This is a genomic window from Ruania albidiflava DSM 18029 (assembly GCF_000421225.1).
GTDB lineage: Bacteria > Actinomycetota > Actinomycetes > Actinomycetales > Beutenbergiaceae > Ruania > Ruania albidiflava.
On record NZ_ATWL01000007.1, the window covers coordinates 1 to 19,742 of the forward strand.

The following is a 19,742-nucleotide window of genomic DNA, read 5'->3' on the forward strand; positions in this document are numbered from 1 at the left end:
TGGAAACTTACAACACTGTCCGTGGCCACAGCGCACTCGGTGGACTACCTCCCACCAGCCGCCTGTAACCAACCTCCTGGCCGGGTACAGCTAGGCGGTCTCGGCCTACCCCGGACCAGGAGGCAGCCGGTGGCTGTCAGACGAGGCGAGCCAGACGCTTCTTCCGCAGGTTCTGCGTGCGGATCCAGGCGACGTCCGGGTCGGTGGAACCCAGCGCCCGGAAGGCCGCCAGGCCGGGTTCCGGATCGGCGGCCACGGCCACGCTCCAGCAGTACCCCAGTGCCTGGCGCAACGTGCGCACGTCCCGGTCGCGCCGTTCATGTGCCGGCACCCGGAGAAGCCCAGCGGTGCAGCGTCGGCACACCTCCACGGCCAGGGCAGCGGCCTCTGCCGTGCGCAGCAGCCGCGGCTCGCACACCGCTGCGGCCGCCGCCCGTTGCACCAGCGGATCGGGGTCGTCGGCCCAGGCGAGCACGGTCGGCGCGAGTGCTGCCGGGGCCTCGTCGGCGAGCAGCTGCAGCCCGATGGCCACACCTTCACGCACGCGCCACCGCTGGTCGCGGGCGAGCAGCCGGGCCCGCTCTCGCGCCCGAGGATCCTCGCTGCGGCGGCCGAGCGCGGCCGCCGCGCACATCGCGGTGTACTCCTGGGCGTCGGCGAGCAGCAGGTCGATCACCTCCGCGCCCGCGAGGGTGGCCACTGCGGCGACCAGTGCCGTGTTCGCCCGCGGCCCGGGCAGACCGGAGTGCTCGTGCAGGTAGGCGGGCCACTGCGCCGGCTCCAGCGCCTGCAGCTCGGTGCGCCACTGCGGCGAGGCCACCATGGGCTCATGGTACGCCGGTCCCCGCAGCAGGGTGTCGCCGGCCGCAGCTTCTGAGACCTGGCCGTTCAGCGGCGCCGCACGTACACCTGCTTGCGCACACGCGCGACAACATCCCCGCGCCGATCGAGGATGTCGGTGTCGAACCAGCGCAGCACCTTCTGCCCTCCGGCGGCCGCGGCGCACAGCTCGTCCAGCACCGCCTTCTCCAGGGTGAACTCCGCAGTGACAGCGGTGCGCCCGGGGGCGAGGAACTCGATCTCTGCCTGCCGGTCCCACACGGTGTAGCCCGGGCCCAGGTTCTGGGCGACCAGGATGGTCCAGAACGGGTCGGTCATCGCGAACATGGTGCCGCCGAACTGGGTGCCGAAGTAGTTCGAGGTGAGCAGGTGCTTGCCCATCCGCACCCGCACGTGCCGGAAGTCGGCGGACACGTGCCGCACCCGGATACCGCTGAACAGGAACGGCGGCCACACGTTCAGCAGCACGCGCAGCCGGCCGGGGGTGCTGGCGATCCGGGCCAGCGGGTGCTGTCGTTGGGACATGCGCCGATCCTAGGCGCGGGCGCTCACAGCTCCGGTCGGTAGCAGGGGGCTGGGGCGGCCCGCCCGGCAGGGTGCGTCGGCCCGCTCCAGCGGTCAGAGGTTGATCGTCACGTCCCCCTCCTCGCGCAGGCTGGTGAGGATCTCCTCGGCAGCGGCGTTCTGCTGCTCGCTGACCGCCTGCTGGGCGAGCTGGTCGCGCATCTCCTCGAAGGAAGGCATCTCCGCGTCCTCCCCGCCCTGTCCAGCCTGCTCCATCTGCTCCACGTAGGCGTCATACTGCTCGCGCAGCTCGTCCTCGGACGGTTCGGTGATGTCCGCCTCGGCCTCGATGTAGCCCATGACCTGGAACTGGTCCGCCGCCTCAGCACGGATCTCCTCCTCGGTCATCCCTTGCTCTTCCAGCGCCGCGACCACCTCGTCGGAGGAGGTCATCCCGCTCTGCGCGGCGATGTCCTCCAGGGTGGTGTCGATGTCCTCCTCGGTGGGCTCGATCCCGGACTCGTCGGCTGCCTGGACCAGGAGCCGGTTGTCCACCATGTTCTGGGCGACCTGCTGCTTGAGCTCGTCCTGGTCGATCTGGCTCGGGTCCTGGGACATGGCTGCCTGCTGCAGCTGGGCTTCATAGTCGCCGACGAACTCGTCCCGGGTGATCTCCTCACCGTTCACCTCAGCGACGACGTCCGGGACATCGTCGACCTCGGCGTCCGGCATCTGGGCGCCGGACTCTGGGTCGGCTTCGGGGTTGCCCTCAGGGTCGGCCGCCGGGTCGCTAGCGGTCTGGTCCGGTTCAGCGGAGCCGGCGTCGCCCGACCCGCTGTCGTCGGAGCAGCCGGCGAGCGCCAGCAGGGCCGCGATCCCGACTGCGGTCAGGGGGCGTGTGATCTTCATGGGTCTCCTCGCTCTCGGTGCGAACCTGCGAGAGTAGGCAGCCAACCTGAGGACCGCTCCCACCTGACGATCAGGAAATACTCAGGTTCACGGCGCACCTATTGACTGTCGATAGATATCTATTGATAATCGGGACATGACGCCGAAAGTGATCGTCCCTTTGCGGGCGCTGATCATGGTCCTGCTGCTGCTCGCGCTCGCCGCTCAGGCCCTGGTGCCGCTCGCGGCGAGAGAGGCGGCCACGATGGCCCCGGAGCTGTCCTCTCTCCAGGTGCCCTACGCCGTCGCGGGTATTGCGACGATCGCCTGCGGGCAGGTGGTGCTGGTGGCGATCTGGCCCCTGCTCACCCGGGTGCATCGCGGGGCGATCTTCGACGTCGGGGCCTTCCGCTGGGTCGGGGTGATGATCGGCGCCGGAGTGGTGGCGACCACGCTGATCCTGCTGCTGACCGCGCATGTGCTGTTCGTGGTGCAGCAAGGTCCGGTGACTGTGCCCCTGGTGCTGCTCGGCGGATGTGCTGCCGGTGCGGCCTTCACCCTGCTGATGGTGGTGATGCGGGCGCTGCTGCGGTCGGCCGTGGCGATGCGCGCCGAGCTGGCCGAGGTGATCTGAGTGGCGATCGTCGTGAACCTGGATGTGCTGCTCGCTGAACGGGGGATGGGTGTGGGGGAGTTCGCCGAGCGGGTGGGGCTGAGCCCGGCGAACGTGGCCGTGCTGAAGAACGGCCGGGCGAAGGCGGTCCGGTTCTCCACGCTGGCGGCGATCTGCCAGGTGCTGGACTGCCAGCCCGGGGACGTACTGCGCTGGGAACCGGTCGACGAAGAGATTCAAGATTGAACTAGTGCGGTCGGGAGCGCAGACTGGCACCGATGGCCCCACCGGACCGGCGTGGGTCCCCGACCTCCAGGAGTGCCATGCCCGCGATCCCCGACTCTCACCGCGACCTGCTGGACGCTCAGGTGGCCACGCTGGCGACCATCGGCCCCGACGCGCGGCCCCAGCTGACCGCGCTGTGGTTCCTCGCCGAGGGCGACACCGTGCGGCTGTCGCTGAACACCACTCGGCAGAAGGTGCACAACCTGCGCGCCAACTCCGCGGCCACGCTGTTCATCCTCGACCTGGCCAACCCCTACCGGTACCTGGAGATCCGCGGCGATGCGCACCTCGAGCCCGACCCGGACCTCGCCTTCGCCGACCGGGTCGGAGCCAAGTACGGCGCCGACCTGCGGCAGATGGACCGCCCGGGGGAGAGCCGCGTGGTGGTGACGATCGAGCCGAACCGGATCCACGCCGTCGACATGGGAGCCTGAGCGCTCCACCCGGCGGACGACCGGCTCGCCGGCGGCCCGCCCGGGGCCGGCACCCCGGTCAGCGGGCGGTACGCCGGTAGATCGCGGCCAGCACCGCCCCGGAGAGGTTGTGCCAGATGGAGAACACCGCACCGGGCAGTGCGGCCACCGGGGAGAAGTACTGGGCGGCGAGCCCGGCCGCCAGGCCAGAGTTCTGCATGCCCACCTCGATGGAGATGGTGCGCGCCGAACGGATCGGTTGGCGCAGCAGCCGGCCGGCACCGTAGCCGAGCAGGTAGCCCAGACCGTTGTGCAGCACCACGGCCAGGAGCACGAGCAGGCCGGCGGAGACGATCTGCTCGGCGCTGTTGGCCACCACCGCGGCGACCACCAACGAGATCGCGATCACCGAGACCCACGGCAGCGCCGGCAGCACCGTGTCCACCAGGCGGGAGAGCAGCAGCCGGATCACCAGGCCGCCGATCACCGGCAGCAGCACGATCTTCACGATGGTCAGCGCCATCTCACCGGCACTGACCTCCATGTACTGCCCGGCCAGCAGCAGCGTGAGCAACGGGGTCAGCAACGGTGCCAGCAGCGTGGAGATCGAGGTCATCGTCACCGACAGTGCGGTGTCCGCCCGGGAGAGGTAGGTGATCACGTTCGAGCTGGTACCGCCGGGTGCGCAACCCACCAGGATCACCCCGGCCGCCAGCTCGGCGGGCAGCTGCAGGGCCACGGAGAGCCCCAGGCCGACCAGCGGCATGATCACGAACTGTGCGACGACGCCGATCAGCACCGGCCACGGCCGCTTGGCGACCAGCGCGAAGTCCGGGACGGTCAGCGTCAGGCCCATCCCGAACATGATGATCCCCAGGAGCACGTTCACCCACGGCAGCAGCGCGAGCGAGGGGCCGGTCGCGACGAAGCCGAAGACTGCGGCGGCAAGCACGAGCAGCGGGAAGATGGTCACCGCCACCCGCGCGGAGCGGTCCTCACGCTGAGCGGCGGTCGCTCCCGTGGCGCCGCCCGCGGGCTCAGGCGTGTCGGTCTCGGAGCGGGGCGGGGTGGGGTCGGAAGGCGTGGGACGGGCCATACCGGTCACCGTATGACAACGGGGGTTTCCTGAGCCACGTGGCGAACGACGGCCCCGGGTGGGGCGCTGTGCCCGGGTGGGGCGCTGTGCCCGGGTGCGGCGCTGTGCCCGGGTGCGGCGCTGGTCCTGGTGAGGTACGGCGCCGGGTACCCTGCGGAGCATGAGCCTGTGGACACCGGACGGTCCGGATCTGGTGATCCACGCCGACAACGCCGAGGTGCTCGGCCGGCTGCCGGACGCCACCTTCCGGATGATCTACCTGGACCCGCCGTTCAACACCGGCAAGGTGCAGCGGCGGGAGTCGATGCGGGTGGTCGCCTCGGAGGCCGGCACCCGGCTGGGGTTCACCGGCCGCAGCTATGAGACCGTGCGCGGCAAGGTGACCGCCTACAACGACGCGTTCGCCGACTACTGGGCGTTCCTGGAGCCCCGGCTGGAGGAAGCCTGGCGGCTGCTCACCGAGGACGGCACGCTGTATCTGCAGCTGGACTACCGGGAGAGCCACTACGCCAAGGTGCTGCTGGACGCGCTGTTCGGCCGGGAGTGCTTCCTGAACGAGATCATCTGGGCCTACGACTACGGTGCGCGGGCGAACAGCCGGTGGCCGGCCAAGCACCAGACGATCCTGGTGTACGTGAAGAACCCCACCCGGTACTACTTCGACAACGCCGAGGTGGACCGGGAGCCCTACATGGCCCCCGGACTGGTGGGCCCGGAGAAGTCCGCCCGCGGCAAGCTGCCCACGGACGTGTGGTGGCACACGATCGTCTCCTCCACCGGCAAGGAGAAGACCGGCTACCCCACGCAGAAGCCGGAGGGGATCGTGCGCCGGATGGTGCAGGCCTCCAGCGCAGCCGGGGACTGGGTGCTGGACTTCTTCGCCGGCAGCGGCACGCTCGGGGCGGTCGCCGGGAAGCTGGGCCGCCGGTACGTGCTGGTGGACTCCAGCCCCGAGGCGATCGAGGTGATGCGCCGCCGGTTGCCCGATGCCGATCGCTGCAGCGGCACCGGTCTGGACTTCGTCAGCATGTCCGAGCCGCAGGTGGTGCGCTGAGCGGCCTCGAGCGAGCCCTGGGGCGAGACTCCTGCCGACGACGGCAGCCGATGTGACACAGTGGCAGCTGTGAACCTGCCGCACGACGACATCGACCCCGACGGCCTGCTGGAGTACTCGGTGGTGTTCACCGATCTCTCCCTGAACCACATGTCGCAGCGGTTCGTCGGGGTGATGCAGGAGACCATCGACATCCTGCGCAGCACCTACCAGGCCCGTAGCGTGGCGGTCGTGCCTGGTGGTGGCACCTACGCCATGGAGGCGGTGGCTCGCCAGCTCGCCACCGGACGGCGGACCCTGGTGCTGCGCAACGGGCTGTTCTCCTACCGGTGGTCGCAGATCTTCGACGTCGGGTCGATCCCCGCTGCCAGCACCGTGCTCACCGCACGCCCGGTGGGTGAGGGCCACCAGGCCCCCTGGCAGCCGGCACCGGTGGAGGAGGTGGTCGCTGCGATCCGGGCCGAGCGCCCCGAGGTGGTGTTCGCCCCGCACGTGGAGACCGCCTCCGGGATGGTGCTGCCCGAGGAGTACCTGCGCGCCGTCGCCGAGGCCACGCATGACGGCGGAGGGCTGTTCGTGCTGGACTGCGTCGCCTCGGGTGCGTTGTGGGTGGACATGGCCGACCTGGGTGTGGACGTGCTCATCACCGCCCCGCAGAAAGGCTGGAGCGGGTCACCGGGCGCCGGGCTGGTGATGTTCGGCGAGGCCGGGCACGCGGCGGTGGTGCAGAGCCAGACCACCAGCTTCGCCGCGGACCTGAAGAAGTGGCTGTCCATCGCGGAGGAGTACCGCGCCGGGCACGCCCCGTACCACGCGACCATGCCCACGGACACGCTCGCCCACAACGTGGAGCTGATGCGTGCCACCACCGAGCGCGGGCTGGAGGCGCTGCGCTCGGCCCAGACCGAGCTGGGCGCGCGGGTCCGGGACCTGCTCGCCTCCCGCGGTCTGCCGTCCGTGGCGGCCGAGGGGTTCGCCGCGCCCACGGTCGTGGTGGTGCACACCGACGACTCCGACCTGTACAGCGGTGCGGCGTTCAAGCGGGTCGGCCTGCAAGTGGCAGCCGGTGTGCCGCTGCAGTGCGGTGAGGGGGAGGACTTCTCCACCTTCCGGATCGGGCTGTTCGGCCTGGACAAGCTCGGCGACGTCGACGGCACTGTGGCGCGGCTCGAGGCGGCTCTGGACGCGCTCGGCGTGTGAGCCGCGCTCAGTCCCGCCGGTAGTGGTACCAGCGGAACTGCGCACCGGCGAGCGGGCCGCGACCGACCCCGTCCGGGCTGGTGACTGCGACCACCGACCAGGTCGGGCCGAGGAGAGAGCCCAGCGTGGCCTCGTCGATCCCGCGCGGGCCGATGCCGCGCCGCGGGAGCGCCGCGGAGACGAGCAGGTCCGCCCCGCCAGTGGTGTGCTCGGACAGCCAGGCGGTGAACGCCCGCCGCCCGCCATCGCTGAGCCCGTGCAGGCAGCCGACATCGGTGACCAGGTCGAACGGGGCGCCGGGCAGGCCGTCACCCAGCCGGGTGACGTCCGCCCGGACGAACCTCACCTGCTGGTCCACCCCAGCCGCCAGGGCACGGGCCCGGGCGGCACGCAGCGGTTTGGCCACCACATCCACACCGGTCACCTGCCAGCCGTGCTCTGCCAGCAGCACACTCTGCCGGCCGGAGCCGCAGCCGGTATCGAGCGCGCGACCTGGTGGCCGGGCGGCGAGCACCTGGGGGAGCGGGCCCCGGTCGTCGGAGGCTTCCCAGGGGGTGAAGCCGATCTGGTAGAGGAAGGTATACGGCGTGGGCATGATGGCCTCCGTCTGCAGTGCCGCAGTACTCAGTGCAGTTATACTGCACCCATTGCAGTGCTACTGTCCAGACATGGCGGCAACTTCGTCCTCGCTGAGCTACCGGCAGGAGCAGGCTGCGGCGACCCGGGAGCGGATCGCGGCAGCCGCACGGCGCTTGTTCGCGGCCCAGGGCTACCGGATGACCACGATGACCGCGATCGCCGACGAGGCCGGGGTGGCCCACCGCACGGTGTACACCGCCTTCGGCGCCAAGCGGGAGATCCTCTCCGTGCTCTGCGAGCAGATGCTCGCCGACGCCCACGCGGGAGAGATCGTGCAGGCGGCCCTCGCCGAGACCGACCCGCGCCGCACCGTCGGCCTGGCCGCCCAGTTCCTGGCTTCGCTGTTCGAGGCTGCCTACGACGTGATCGCGTTGTTCGAGGCCGCCTCCGCGGAGGACCACCCGACCAGGGACATGCTGCGCGCCAAGCTGGAGGCCCGCAACGCGGTGCAGGACCAGATCGTCGCCTCGATCGGGGAAGCGCTGGTGCTGCCGCTGCCCGCGGCCCAGGCCATCTACCGCGCGCTCGCCGCGACCGGGATCTACACCGAGCTCGTGCTCTCCTCCGGCTGGACCAACCGCGAGTACCAGGACTGGGTGGAGGAACAGCTGGAGCGCCAGCTCCTGGGAGCAGGGGACCGGTCAGCGGTGCACTGAGACCGGCACCGCGAGCAGTCAGTGGGGCTGTGCCCCCTCGTCCGGGTCCACCGCACCGACGAGCCGCTGCACCCTCTCCCGCGGGACGCCCGCGTACTCGATGAGCAGCTCCGACAGAGCGGTGACATACAGCTTCAGGTCGTCGACCTCTGCCTCGAGCTCATCGAGGCGTTGGCGAGCGTTGGCCAGCTGGGCATCCTGGTGCGCATCGGTACGTCTCCGCTCGCTGCGCATCGCGGCCAGCCGTCCACGCAGCTCGTTGATGCCGGTCTCGGTGTCCGCGATGTCCAGCCGGTTGCCGATGTCGCCCAGCAGCAGCGTGCGTGCCCAGCCCATGGTCGATCCCCTCGTTGGTGAACAGGTGCCGTCTTCGCCCAGCAGGCTGCTCGGCGAAGCGGTTCCCACTATGGCAGAGCACACCAACCACTGGTCCGTGCGGGAGCGAGCAGCACCGCGGGTGTGCAGTCGGGGAGGATGGGGCCATGACCGTGGTCGTGGTAGGCAGTGTGAACACCGATGTCGTCGCCCGGGTGGCCCGCATCCCCGGGCCGGGGGAGACTCTGCTCGGGGAGGACCTGGCCCGGTACGGCGGCGGCAAGGGGGCGAACCAGGCAGTCGCTGCGGCTCGCGCAGGTGGTGCTCGGGTCGCCTTCGTCGGCGCCGTTGGTTCTGACCCGGACGCGGACGTCCGCCGCCGCGACCTGGAGACTGAGGGCATCGACACCACCGGTCTGGTCAGCGTGCCCGGTCCGACCGGCACCGCGCTGATCACCGTGGCCGCTGACGGTGAGAACGCCATCGTGGTGGCCGCCGGCGCGAACGCTGCCCGGGAGGAGCTGGAACCGGCGCAGCGGGACGTGCTCGCCCGCGCCGGGGCGGTGATCACCCAGCTGGAGGTGCCCGTCCCGCTGGTCCTCCAGGCGGGCCGAGAGCGACCCGAGGGTTCGCTGTTCCTGCTGAACGCGGCACCGTCGGCAGCGATGACCGAGCCGGCCACCGCCGCGGACCTGCTCGCGGTCACCGACGTGCTGGTGGTCAACGAGCACGAGCTCGCCGACATCGCCGGGGCGATCGGCACCGAGGCGGCGATCGTCCAGGTCGCGGAGCAGGTGCCGGTGCTGATCGTCACCCTCGGGTCGGCCGGAGCGCTGGTGGTGGTCGGGACAGAACGCCGGCAGGTTCCCGCCTTCGAGGTGACCGCGGTGGACACCACCGGAGCCGGCGACACGTTCTGCGGGGTTCTCGCCGCCCGGCTGGCTGCGACCCGCCCGGCAGAGGGCAGCGTGCCAGCGATCGAGACGGTCGCCGATGCTGCTCGGGTCGCCTCCGCCGCAGCAGCCCTGGCGGTGGGCACCGCTGGTGCGCAGGACTCGGTACCCACCGCCGGTGCGGTGGCCGACCTGCTGGCTCGCGCTGCCCCGCGCGATACCGAGAGCACGTCATGACGCCCGCTCACCCAGCGCGTGCTGCCTGGTCGGCGGTGCGGCCAGGTTCGGCGGCCGCCGCCACGAGCAGCGGCAGGACGTCCCGGACCGCCATCTCGATCCGCCCGTAGACGCGGGGGGTGAGCAACGTGGTCCCGTCGAAGTCACCGGAGGAGGCGAAGACCGCGACCGGGAGGGTCATCGCCTGGAAGAAGCCGAACAGGGGCCGCAGCGCATGTTCGAGCACCAGGGCATGATGCTCCCCACCGCCGGTGGCGGCCAGCAGCACGGGGGTGTTGGCCAGTGCGTACTGGTCCACCAGGTCGAAGAAGTGCTTGAACAGACCGGTGTAGGAGCCGCGGAACACCGGCGTGGCTGCGATCAGCAGGTCGGCGGACTCCGCCTGCTGCAGCACCGCGTCGACCTCGGGGGCCACCCCCTCGCGCTCGAGAGCACCAGTGAACTGCTCACCCAGCCGGTAGACATCGATCCGGCTCGTGTGCACGGTGATGCCGGAGGGCTCCAGCACCTGGCGGAGGGTGTCCACGACCACCTCGGTCAGGCCCACGGTCTTGGACTTCTCGCTGGGGCTGCCGTTCACCACCACCACGTGGAGCGTCCCGGGTGTGCCAGCGTCGGTGAGTACATCTCGGCCCGGTGTGCGGGTCAGAGCTGCCGTGGTCATGCCGTGGCCTCCTTCCGGGCTGCGACCTCGCGCCGGACGACCGGCGCCACCTCGGTACCGAGCCGCTCGATCGCGGCCAGCACGTCCCGCTGGGGCATGCCCCCGAAGCCGATCTGGACCAGGGCGCGGTCGGCGCCATAGACCTCGTGGTAGGTGAGCAGCTTGTCGATGACCTCCTGCGGGCTGCCGACCAGGAGTGCGGCGTCCGCGGACGTCTGGGCCTCGAACGCCACCCGAGGCATCTGCATGCCGACCCCGCGTTGGTGGTTGTTCTCCTTCATCCCCTGGGCGAAGTACGGGTACATCACGTCTCGGGCTGCCTGGCTGGTGGCCCCCACGTATCCGTGCAGGTTGATGCTCGTGCGCAGGTCGGTGTCCCGGTGCCCGGCCTGCTGCGCAGCGGCCCGGTACAGCCCGACGGTCTGCTCGTGCAGACGGAGCGGTCCGAGCAGGAAGGCCAGCGCCATCGGGAGCCCGAGGCGTCCGGTGCTGATCGCCGAGGCCGGGGAGCCGCCCACGCCCACCCAGACCGGCAGCTGCGCCTGCAGCGACCGCGGCCCGATGTCGGCGTCCTCGAGTGCCGGGCGGAGGGTGCCCTGCCAGGTCACCGGGTTCTCCGTGCGGATCTTCAGCAGCAGGTCGAGCTTCTCCCGGAACAGGTCGGCATAGTCCGCCAGGTCGTAGCCGAACAGGGGGAAGGACTCGGTGTAGGAGCCGCGTCCGGCGATGATCTCGGCCCGTCCACCGGAGAGCTGGTCCAGGGAGGCGAACTGCTCCCACACCCGCACCGGGTCGTCGGAGCTGAGCACGGTGACGGCGCTGGTCAGGCGGATCTGCTCGGTGGCCTCCGCAGCCGCAGCGAGCATGACGCTGGTGGCGGAGCCGACGAAGTCGGTGCGGTGGTGCTCCCCGACGCCGAACAGGTCGAGTCCCGCCTGGTCGGCCACCCGCGCCTGCTCGATGATCTCCCGGGCCCGCCGGTGCGCCGAGGGCATCGCCCCGGTGCCAGCATCGGCGGTGATCTCTCCGAAGGTGGTGAAGCCGAGCTCGAACGGGCGACGGCGCTCGGTCACCGGTCGGTCGGCAGTAGTCGTGGTCATGGTCGACAACCCTTCTCGTGTGTCTGTCACCTAGCCGTAAGTTGCTTGCGCAAGCAACTATTCCCGGATGGTCCGACGGATCTGCCGAGAGCTCCGGTGCCGCGCACAGCGGTAGTGTGTGGTCATGGCGACCCCGCAGCTGACGCCGCTGGAGGACAAGGCGTGGCAGGGCTTCCTCTATCTGCACGACCGCCTCTGGCGGGAGATCGAGGCCGAGCTGGAGGGGGCCGGGGTGAGCATGGCCGAGTACAGCGTGCTGGCCCTACTGGCGAAGGCCGGCCGGGCCGGGATGCGGATGTCCGAGCTGGCCCAGCGCAGGGTGATGTCCACCGGCGGGTTCAGCCGACTCACCGACCGGCTGCAGCAGCGCGGTCTGGTGGAACGGCAGCGCGCCAGCGACGACGGGCGCGGCTATGTCGTGGTGCTGACCAGCGACGGTCGCAGCCTGCTGCGCAGGGCGTGGCGCACCCACTATGCCGAGCTGCGCCGGCTGTTCCTCGACCGGCTGGACGAGACGGACCTGGCCGACCTCGCCCGCATCTGGGAGCGTCTGGATCCCCAGTGGGCCCAGGAGCACGAGGTCGGCTGACCATGTAGCACGCAGTGCTACATGTTGCTATGCTGAGGAGATGAGCACGAGTCCCGAGATCAGCCAGCGCGACCTGCGCATGCGGTCGAAGGAGATCATGGACGCCCTGGAGCGTGGGCAGACCTACACGGTCACGCGCGATGGGCGCGGTATCGGTGAGCTGGTGCCGATCCGCGAGCCTCGTCGCTTCGTATCCCGTGCGCACTTTGCTCGGGCTGCACGGAATGCACCGCAGCTGGATGTCGACGCATTCCGTCGGGACCTCGACGAAGCTGTCGATCCGGAGCTGGACGACCCGTATGCGCGGTGAGCTGAGCCGGGGTTTGCTGGACACCAACATCCTCATCCTCTGGCAGTCGATCGAGCCTGCGGCGCTGCCGGAGGAGATGGCAATCAGTGCAGTCACCCTGGCTGAGCTCTCCGCGGGGGTTCACCTCAGCGACTCTGCAGCCAGTGAGCGGGCGAGACGGCTCGACGTCCTTCAGCGGGCTGAGCACGAGTTCGATCCGATTCCGTTCGGTGCAGACGCCGCGCGCGCCTTCGGACGGCTGAGCGCGGCAGTCCGCGAGACCGGCCGGCCCCCCCGCCGGCGCACTGCCGACCTGATGATCGCGGCGGTCGCAGCTGCCGAGGGCCTGCCGCTGTACACGGCGAACCCCGACGATTTTCGCGGGCTGGAGGAGACCGTCGAGGTCATACCAGTGCCGCGCCCGGCATGAGTGATCGGCTACTGCGCCGGTAGATCTCGAGAGGTATCCGCGGTCCGGCCCGGAGGAACGTGCGCACGCACGGCCTCGTCGATGAGCCGGGCAGCCGTCCGCGCGGTGCGCGAGTCGATGTCCAGGGCCGGGTTCAGCTCCACCACGTCCAGCAGCGCCAGCTTCCCGGTGCCGGCCGCCGCACGTACCGCTGCGGCCACCAGGTGGGTGCCCACACCGAACGCCGCCGGCGCGGAGACACCCGGTGCCACGCTCGCCGGCAGCACGTCCAGGTCGATGGTCAGATACAGCACGTCCAGGCCGTGGGCGAAGTCTGCGACGAAATCGGTGATCCCGGCCTCGCCGCCGCGCCAGCAGTCCACGTCGGTCAGCCACCGCACACCCAGCTCGCGTGCCGTGTCGAACAGCACCGGGGTGTTCGAGGGCTCAGCGATGCCGATGACGGCGTAGCGCAGCTCCCGCTCAGCCGCTCGCTCCGCCTCGGCCATCTGCCAGAACGGGGTGCCGGAGGTGGGCCGGTCCTCCTGGCGCAGGTCGAAGTGGGCGTCCAGGTTCAGCACTCCCCACCGCGGACGCGCACCGGCAGGGCCGGCCATCTGCTGGGAGACCATCAGCCCCCGGTAGCTGGCCCAGGCGGTCTCGTGGCCGCCGCCGAGCACGATCGCCAGTCGGCACCCCCGCGCATCCAGCGCCGTGGTGATCAGCCGGGCGGCGTCCGCCTGCCCGGTCTCCAGGTCTTCTCCGCCGGTGACGGCGTCACCATGGTCGACCAGGCCCGTCACCTGCTGTGCCAGGTCACCGTGGGCGGCCAGCGGGGCGAGCGCACGGCGCAGCGCTGCCGGTCCGCTGCGGGCTCCGGCCCGGCCGCCGTTGCGACGCACCCCCTCGTCGGAGCAGAAGCCGAGCAGCCCGATGTGCTCGCTACCGTGCGCCGCAGCCCAGGAGGACGCTGGCTGGGCCACCTGGTGCCAGCGGGCGTGCTCCGGGCCGTGGCCGTCGTACCGGCCAGTCCACTCCGGCGCGAGCCGTGCCCGGTCCGAGGGGCCCTCTGCGGCGTCCATGACCACCACCGTATCCACCGGCGATGCCCGGGGCGCGGTGCTACCGTGACGTTCGTCGGTGGCATGGGTGCGCGGACGTGCCCGAGCAGCGTGCGGAGGTGAGGGATGGGCCTCGAGGGAGCGCGAGAGGTGCGGGCGCCCCGCGGCACCCACCTGACCGCGAAGTCGTGGCAGACCGAGGCGCCGCTGCGGATGCTGCAGAACAACCTCGATCCCGAGGTCGCCGAACGGCCCGACGACCTCGTCGTCTACGGCGGCACCGGGCGGGCCGCCCGGTCCTGGGCTGCCTTCGACGCCATCGTCGACTCCCTGCGGGACCTGGAGAGCGACGAGACGTTGCTGGTGCAGTCCGGTAAACCGGTCGGCATCCTGCACACCCACGAGTGGGCACCCCGGGTGCTGATCGCCAACGCCAACCTGGTCGGTGACTGGGCCACCTGGGAAGAGTTCCGCCGCCTCGAGGCCGAGGGGCTGATCATGTACGGGCAGATGACCGCCGGCTCGTGGATCTACATCGCCACCCAAGGCATCCTGCAGGGGACGTTCGAGACGTTCGCCGCCGTCGCCCGGAAACGCTTCGGCGGCACCCTCGCCGGCACACTCACCCTCACCGGCGGCTGCGGCGGGATGGGCGGTGCGCAACCGCTGGCCGTCACCTTGAACGATGGGGTGGTGATCGTGGTGGACGTGGACTCCTCCCGGCTGCAGCGGCGGATGGACAGGCGCTACCTCGACCTGGTGGCCACCGACCTGGACGACGCCGTGGCGCGCGCCAACGCCGCGGTGGCGGAGGAGCGGCCACTGTCCATCGGGGTGGTCGGCAACGCCGCGCAGACCTTCCCCGAGATGCTGCGCCGGCACCGCGCCGGCCAGGTACGGGTGGACGTGGTCACCGACCAGACCAGTGCGCACGACCCGCTCAGCTACCTGCCGCTGGAGGTGGCGCTCGAGGACTGGCAGCAGGAGGCCGAGAATGATCCGGACGGGTTCACCAAGAAGGCCCGGGCCTCCATGGCCCGGCACGTGGAGGCGATGGTCGGCTTCGCCGACGACGGAGCCGAGGTGTTCGACTACGGCAACTCCATCCGGGACGAGGCCCGCCGCGGCGGGTGCGAGCGGGCGTTCGCGTTCCCCGGGTTCGTGCCCGCCTACATCCGCCCGCTGTTCTGCGAAGGGCTCGGACCATTCCGGTGGGTGGCGCTCTCCGGTGACCCGGAAGACATCCACACCACCGACCGGGCGCTCAAGGAGCTGTTCCCCGACAACGAGCACCTGCACCGGTGGCTGGACGCCGCCGCCGAGCACGTCGAGTTCGAGGGGCTGCCGGCCCGGATCTGCTGGCTCGGGCTGGGGGAGCGGGACCGGGCCGGGGTGCTGTTCAACGACCTGGTGCGCGAGGGGAAGGTGAAGGCATCGATCGTCATCGGCCGGGACCACCTGGACTCCGGCTCGGTGGCCTCCCCGTACCGGGAGACCGAGGGCATGCTGGACGGCTCGGATGCGATCGCCGACTGGCCGCTGCTGAACGCCCTGCTGTCCACCGCCTCCGGGGCCACCTGGGTCTCCATCCACCACGGTGGCGGGGTGGGCATCGGCCGTTCCATCCACGCCGGCCAGGTGGGTGTGGCCGACGGCACCGACCTGGCCGAGCAGAAGCTGAGCCGGCTGCTGACCAACGACCCCGCCAGCGGGGTGCTCCGGCACGTGGACGCCGGCTACTCCCGCGCCGCACAGGTGGCGCGCGACCGGTCGCTGCGCGTGCCGATGCCACCCCGGCTACGCGACTGATGACCAGCACCCTGCTCACCGGGATCGGCGAGCTGTGGACCTTCGACCCCGCGCTGGAGGACCCCACCGCAGCCCCGGTCACCGGCGCCGCCGAGGGGCAGGTGGTCCGCGAGGCGGCCCTGGTCATCGACGGCGAGCACATCGCCTGGACCGGGCCGCGCACCCACGCCCCGGCCGCGGACGAGCAGGTGGACCTCGGTGGGCGCACCGTGCTGCCCGGCTGGGTGGACTCCCACACCCACCTGACCTTCGCCGGTGACCGCGCCGCGGAGTTCCAGGCCCGGATGGCCGGGCGCGCCTATGCCGCCGGCGGCATCACGGTGACCACCGCCGCCACTCGCGCCGCCGACCCAGAGGTGCTGGCCGACCTGGTCCGTGCCCGGATCACCGAGGCCCGCCGCGGTGGCACCACCTGCCTGGAGACCAAGACCGGTTACGGCCTCACCCTCGCCGACGAGGCAGCCGCCGCCCAGCTGCTCGCCGACCTGGTCGCCGCCGGTGAGCTGGACGAGGCCACCTTCCTCGGGGCCCACCTGGTGCCCCCGGAGTACGACGGACAGGACGGGCGACCCGGCGCCGCGGAGTACGTGCACCTGGTCACCGGGCCGATGCTCCAGGCGGTCCGCGACCAGGTGCGCTGGGCGGACGTGTTCTGCGAGCAGGGCGCCTTCGACCTGGACCAGACCGAGACGATCCTGCGCGCGGCGACCCGGGCCGGCCTCGGGCTGCGGGTGCACGCCCACCAGCTCGGCCGCTCCGGGGTGGTCGCCCTCGCCTGCGACCACCAGGCAGCCAGCGTCGACCACCTGAACTTCCTGGACGAGGCGGACATCGAGGCGCTCGCGGCCACCCGCACCCGCCAGCTGCGCCCCACCCCCGGTGCGGACGCTACGCCCGGAGGCTACGCCGTCGACCAGGGGCCGACAGTGGCGACCGTGCTGCCGGCGTGCGACCTGTCCACCCGGGCGCCGCTGGCGCCGGCCCGAGCCCTGCTCGACGGCGGAGCGCACCTGGCGATCGCCTCGAACTGCAACCCGGGCACCAGCTACACCTCCTCGATGTCCTTCTGCGTCACCACGGCGGTGCTGCAGCAGCAGCTGAGCATCGCCGAGGCGCTGCGGGCGGCCACCCGTGGCGGGGCGCTGGCGCTGCGCCGCGGCGACGTCGGGCACCTTGGCCTGGGCGCCCGCGCGGACCTGCACGTGCTGGACGCCCCCGCCGCCATCCACCTCGCCTACCGGCCCGGTATGCCGCTCACCCACGCGGTCTGGCGGGCCGGGAGGCGTGTCGTCTGACCGGTTCCCCCACCCCAAGGAGACCTTCGTGACCGACTCTGCCCCCGCCGTCGTGCTGTCCGCCGACGGGCCCACCCCCGCCCAGGTGAGTGCTGTGGCCCGCCATGGTGCCGCCGTCGAGCTCGACCCGGCGATGCTCGCCCACCTGGCCCGGGTGCGCGAGCAGGTGGCTGCGCTCGCCGCCGGTGACCAGCCGGTGTACGGGGTGTCCACCGGGTTCGGCGCGCTCGCCGACACTCCCATCGCCACCAGCCGGCGCACTGCGCTGCAGCGCTCGCTCATCCGCTCCCACGCCGCCGGCACCGGACCCGAGGTGGAGCGAGAGGTGGTGCGTGCCATGATGCTGCTGCGCGCCCGCAGCCTGGCCAAGGGGCACTCCGGGGTGCGGCCGGTGCTAGTGGCCACGATCGCGGCCGTGCTGAACGCCGGTATCACCCCGATCGTGCACGAGTACGGCTCGCTGGGGTGCTCTGGCGACCTCGCCCCGCTGGCGCACTGCGCGCTGGTGCTCCTCGGTGAGGGCCGGGCGCGCGATGCGGCGGGGCAAGAGCGGCCGGTGCCCGAGCTGCTCGCTGCTGCCGGGATCGCCCCGATCGAGCTGACCGAGAAGGAGGGGCTGGCGCTGATCAACGGCACCGACGGGATGCTCGGCCAGCTGCTGCTGGCGCTGGCCGACCTGGAGGAGCTGCTCCGCGTCGCGGACGTCACCACGGCGCTCTCGGTGCAGGGTCTGCGCGGGCGGGACGAGGTGTTCCGCCCGGAGCTGCATGTTCTGCGCCCGCACCCGGGGCAGGCGGTCTCGGCGGCGAACATCCTGGCGGTGCTCGACGGGTCGGCGATCCTTGCCGATGTGCGCCGGGAGGCCTCCCGGGTGCAGGACGCCTACTCGGTGCGCTGCGCTCCGCAGGTGGCCGGCGGGGCGCGGGACACCGTGGAGCACGCCCGCACGGTGGCGCTGCGCGAGCTGGCGGCGGCGATCGACAACCCGATGGTCCTGGACGATGGCTCGATCAGCTCCAACGGCAACTTCCACGGTGCCCCGGTGGCCTACGTGCTGGACTTCCTGGCGATCGTCGCCGCGGACGTGGCCGCCATCGCCGAGCGGCGCACCGACCGGATGCTGGACAAGGCGCGCTCGCACGGACTGCCACCGTTCCTCGCCGACGACCCAGGGGTGGACTCCGGGATGATGATCGCCCAGTACACCCAGGCCGCGCTGGTCGCGGAGCTGAAGCGGCTGGCGGTGCCGGCGAGCGTGGACTCCATCCCGTCCTCGGCGATGCAGGAGGACCACGTCTCGATGGGCTGGCACGCCGCCCGCAAGCTGCGTACCGCGGTGGCGAACCTGCGCCGGGTGCTGGCCATCGAGCTGCTCGTCGCCACCCGGGCGATCGACCTGCGCGAACAGGCACCCTCCCCGGCGGCCGCCGCCGCGATCGCGGTGCTGCGCCGGGCGGTGGGCGGACCCGGGCCGGACGAGTTCCTCGCCCCGGACATCGCCGCCGCCGAGGAGTGCCTGCTGGACGGGACGGTGCTTGCGGCCGTGGAGGCGGTGACCGGGCCGTTGCGGTGACCACGTGGTCCGAGCACAACGCGGGTGCACCTATGGTTGCGATTCGCCGAATTTGCGACCACAAGTGCACCCTCGTGCCGGGGGTGTGGTGACGTCAGCGGCGCACCACCTGGTCGTACACCTGGATCATCGGTTCCGCCTGCACTGCCGCAGTGTCACGGGCGGAGACCATCGCTGTGCTCGCCCGGGTGAGCAGCTCCGGCTCGCGGCGCAGGCGCGCCAGCACCTCGGCCAGACCGGCCGCATCCGGGGTCGGTGCGGCGAACCCGGCCCCCTCGGGCACCACCTCGGCCAGGTCCGGGTCGGCATAGAGCACCGGCAGACCGGAGGCGATCGCCTCCAGGATCACCATCGGCTGGTTGTCGAAGTCCAGCGAGGAGCTGACCAGCACGTGGCTGCGGCGCATCTCGGCGAGCACCTCCGTCTGCGGCACCGACCCACCCAGCCGGACCCGGCTGCCCGCTGCCACCCGGGCCACCGCACGGCGAGCGACGCCGTCACCGAACATGGTGCCCTGCACCCCGGCACCGGCCCGGTCCACTGCGTCCACGAACACCTCCGGCCGCTTCTCCGGCGACAGCCGGCCCACCCACAGCGCCCGCAGCACCTCACCGGGTGCGAGCCCGCGCACCACCGGCGCCCCGACCCGCTCCAGCACGCTCGGCTCCACCCCGTTGGAGACCACTGTGGTCGGCGTGGCCACCCCGACCGCGGCCAGCTTGGTGGCGAAGTGCGCCGAGGGCACCACCAGGTGGTCGCTGGCTCGCGCCTGGGCCACCATCAGCCGCCACATCCGCCGCGCCACCCGGCTGGCGGTGAACGGCGCCCCGGCCGAGACCTGCACCCCGGAGTGCGGCACCTGCCGGTGGTGCAACCAGGTGAGCAGACCCGTGGACAGGGCCGGCAGCGGCAGCACCGAGGCGGTGTACACGTCGATCCGGCCGTGCATCGTGTGCACCACCGGCAGGCCGAGCTCGCGCGCCACCCGGATCCCGGACAGTGCCGCGAACATCTCCGAGTGCGTGTGCACCACCTGCACCCTGCGGTCGGTCAGCTCGCGGCGGAGCACGGCGCGCACCCGCGCCGGCGTCCAGGCGAACGGGTACCCGTCCGGGCGGAAGATGCCGGAGACCGGCAGTGTGACGATGCCCGGGTCGGAGCTGGGTTCGTCCGCGGGGCAGCACACCGTGACCTCGTGGCCGGCCCGCTGTAGGCCTTCGCGCAGCGCCTTCACTGCGGTCTGCACCCCACCGAGCGTGGGCAGGTAGTAGTCGGTCAGCAGGGCCACGCGCATGGGCTGAGCGTAGCGACCCCCGGGAT

Annotated in this window: 23 protein-coding genes; 13 read left to right on the forward strand and 10 right to left on the reverse strand. The window is 71.6% G+C overall.

The features are described 5' to 3' along the window. Positions 1-136: 136 nt before the first annotated feature. The 3 genes from K338_RS0109675 to K338_RS0109685 form a co-directional block, all read right to left on the reverse strand. On the reverse strand, positions 137-823 hold the full coding sequence (locus K338_RS0109675; protein WP_022917973.1) for a HEAT repeat domain-containing protein: 687 nt from the start codon (positions 821-823) through the stop codon (positions 137-139). Positions 824-888: 65 nt separating this feature from the next. Further along, positions 889-1,365, reverse strand: a complete 477-nt coding sequence (locus K338_RS0109680) for a DUF4442 domain-containing protein (RefSeq protein ID WP_022917974.1) — start codon at positions 1,363-1,365, stop codon at positions 889-891. A 93-nt stretch (positions 1,366-1,458) separates the two neighbouring features. After that, a complete protein-coding gene (locus tag K338_RS0109685; RefSeq protein WP_022917975.1) occupies positions 1,459-2,253 on the reverse strand; it encodes a SurA N-terminal domain-containing protein in 795 nt (264 codons plus the stop codon). Between the two features lie 136 nt (positions 2,254-2,389). Here K338_RS0109685 and K338_RS0109690 point away from each other — a divergent pair, with 136 nt between their 5' ends. From K338_RS0109690 to K338_RS0109700, 3 genes are all read left to right on the forward strand, one after another. Beyond that, positions 2,390-2,866 (forward strand): DUF2975 domain-containing protein, encoded by a 477-nt coding sequence (locus K338_RS0109690; protein ID WP_022917976.1) that lies wholly within the window; start codon positions 2,390-2,392, stop codon positions 2,864-2,866. Further along, positions 2,867-3,091 carry a helix-turn-helix domain-containing protein gene (locus K338_RS0109695; protein ID WP_022917977.1) on the forward strand — a complete coding sequence of 75 codons (225 nt, stop codon included), beginning with the start codon at positions 2,867-2,869 and terminating at the stop codon, positions 3,089-3,091. It begins immediately after the preceding gene. Positions 3,092-3,168: 77 nt separating this feature from the next. Further along, positions 3,169-3,564 carry a PPOX class F420-dependent oxidoreductase gene (locus tag K338_RS0109700; RefSeq protein WP_022917978.1) on the forward strand — a complete coding sequence of 132 codons (396 nt, stop codon included), beginning with the start codon at positions 3,169-3,171 and terminating at the stop codon, positions 3,562-3,564. Between the two features lie 58 nt (positions 3,565-3,622). Here K338_RS0109700 and K338_RS0109705 read toward each other — a convergent pair whose 3' ends face one another. Continuing rightward, a complete protein-coding gene (locus tag K338_RS0109705; protein ID WP_022917979.1) occupies positions 3,623-4,639 on the reverse strand; it encodes a bile acid:sodium symporter family protein in 1,017 nt (338 codons plus the stop codon). Positions 4,640-4,799: 160 nt separating this feature from the next. Here K338_RS0109705 and K338_RS0109710 point away from each other — a divergent pair, with 160 nt between their 5' ends. Both K338_RS0109710 and K338_RS0109715 read left to right on the forward strand, forming a co-directional pair. Beyond that, positions 4,800-5,693 carry a DNA-methyltransferase gene (locus K338_RS0109710; protein ID WP_022917980.1) on the forward strand — a complete coding sequence of 298 codons (894 nt, stop codon included), beginning with the start codon at positions 4,800-4,802 and terminating at the stop codon, positions 5,691-5,693. Between the two features lie 69 nt (positions 5,694-5,762). Beyond that, positions 5,763-6,893, forward strand: coding sequence for an aminotransferase class V-fold PLP-dependent enzyme (locus K338_RS0109715; RefSeq protein WP_027286664.1), 1,131 nt, complete (start codon positions 5,763-5,765; stop codon positions 6,891-6,893). Positions 6,894-6,900: 7 nt separating this feature from the next. On the opposite strand, the gene K338_RS21705 is transcribed toward K338_RS0109715, so the two are convergent. After that, a complete protein-coding gene (locus tag K338_RS21705) occupies positions 6,901-7,488 on the reverse strand; it encodes a class I SAM-dependent methyltransferase (RefSeq protein ID WP_022917982.1) in 588 nt (195 codons plus the stop codon). 73 nt (positions 7,489-7,561) lie between these two features. Here K338_RS21705 and K338_RS0109725 point away from each other — a divergent pair, with 73 nt between their 5' ends. Next, positions 7,562-8,188, forward strand: a complete 627-nt coding sequence (locus K338_RS0109725; RefSeq protein ID WP_022917983.1) for a TetR/AcrR family transcriptional regulator — start codon at positions 7,562-7,564, stop codon at positions 8,186-8,188. Between the two features lie 18 nt (positions 8,189-8,206). Here K338_RS0109725 and K338_RS0109730 read toward each other — a convergent pair whose 3' ends face one another. Beyond that, complete coding sequence (locus tag K338_RS0109730) at positions 8,207-8,524, reverse strand: hypothetical protein (RefSeq protein ID WP_022917984.1); 318 nt, start codon at positions 8,522-8,524, stop codon at positions 8,207-8,209. Positions 8,525-8,670: 146 nt separating this feature from the next. Between K338_RS0109730 and K338_RS0109735 the strand changes: the two genes are divergently transcribed. Next, complete coding sequence (locus K338_RS0109735) at positions 8,671-9,633, forward strand: ribokinase (protein WP_022917985.1); 963 nt, start codon at positions 8,671-8,673, stop codon at positions 9,631-9,633. A 7-nt stretch (positions 9,634-9,640) separates the two neighbouring features. On the opposite strand, the gene K338_RS21710 is transcribed toward K338_RS0109735, so the two are convergent. Then, positions 9,641-10,297 (reverse strand): NAD(P)H-dependent oxidoreductase, encoded by a 657-nt coding sequence (locus K338_RS21710; protein WP_022917986.1) that lies wholly within the window; start codon positions 10,295-10,297, stop codon positions 9,641-9,643. Beyond that, positions 10,294-11,397, reverse strand: a complete 1,104-nt coding sequence (locus tag K338_RS0109745; protein ID WP_022917987.1) for an LLM class flavin-dependent oxidoreductase — start codon at positions 11,395-11,397, stop codon at positions 10,294-10,296. The genes K338_RS21710 and K338_RS0109745 overlap by 4 nt, the downstream gene beginning before the upstream one ends. Positions 11,398-11,521: 124 nt before the next feature. On the opposite strand from K338_RS0109745, the gene K338_RS0109750 reads away from it, so the two are divergent. From K338_RS0109750 to K338_RS0109760, 3 genes are read left to right on the forward strand one after another with little or no spacing between them, the layout of a single operon-like run. Beyond that, positions 11,522-11,986, forward strand: a complete 465-nt coding sequence (locus K338_RS0109750; protein WP_022917988.1) for a MarR family winged helix-turn-helix transcriptional regulator — start codon at positions 11,522-11,524, stop codon at positions 11,984-11,986. Between the two features lie 40 nt (positions 11,987-12,026). Next, the gene (locus K338_RS0109755; protein ID WP_027286666.1) at positions 12,027-12,296 is read left to right on the forward strand and encodes a type II toxin-antitoxin system Phd/YefM family antitoxin; all 270 of its coding nucleotides are present in this window, start codon (positions 12,027-12,029) and stop codon (positions 12,294-12,296) included. Next, the gene (locus K338_RS0109760) at positions 12,286-12,705 is read left to right on the forward strand and encodes a type II toxin-antitoxin system VapC family toxin (protein ID WP_022917990.1); all 420 of its coding nucleotides are present in this window, start codon (positions 12,286-12,288) and stop codon (positions 12,703-12,705) included. Before K338_RS0109755 ends, K338_RS0109760 begins: the two co-directional genes overlap by 11 nt. 8 nt (positions 12,706-12,713) lie before the next feature. Here K338_RS0109760 and hutG read toward each other — a convergent pair whose 3' ends face one another. Next, a complete protein-coding gene (gene hutG, locus K338_RS21715; protein ID WP_051154759.1) occupies positions 12,714-13,766 on the reverse strand; it encodes a formimidoylglutamase in 1,053 nt (350 codons plus the stop codon). Between the two features lie 105 nt (positions 13,767-13,871). On the opposite strand from hutG, the gene hutU reads away from it, so the two are divergent. The 3 genes from hutU to hutH are packed head-to-tail and all read left to right on the forward strand — an operon-like array spanning position 13,872 to position 18,422. Beyond that, positions 13,872-15,554, forward strand: a complete 1,683-nt coding sequence (gene hutU, locus K338_RS0109770; RefSeq protein WP_022917992.1) for a urocanate hydratase — start codon at positions 13,872-13,874, stop codon at positions 15,552-15,554. Further along, positions 15,554-16,849 (forward strand): amidohydrolase family protein, encoded by a 1,296-nt coding sequence (locus tag K338_RS0109775; protein WP_022917993.1) that lies wholly within the window; start codon positions 15,554-15,556, stop codon positions 16,847-16,849. Before hutU ends, K338_RS0109775 begins: the two co-directional genes overlap by 1 nt. Positions 16,850-16,877: 28 nt before the next feature. After that, the gene (gene hutH, locus K338_RS0109780) at positions 16,878-18,422 is read left to right on the forward strand and encodes a histidine ammonia-lyase (RefSeq protein ID WP_022917994.1); all 1,545 of its coding nucleotides are present in this window, start codon (positions 16,878-16,880) and stop codon (positions 18,420-18,422) included. Between the two features lie 94 nt (positions 18,423-18,516). On the opposite strand, the gene K338_RS0109785 is transcribed toward hutH, so the two are convergent. Next, positions 18,517-19,716 carry a glycosyltransferase gene (locus tag K338_RS0109785; protein ID WP_027286667.1) on the reverse strand — a complete coding sequence of 400 codons (1,200 nt, stop codon included), beginning with the start codon at positions 19,714-19,716 and terminating at the stop codon, positions 18,517-18,519. Positions 19,717-19,742: the final 26 nt, after the last annotated feature.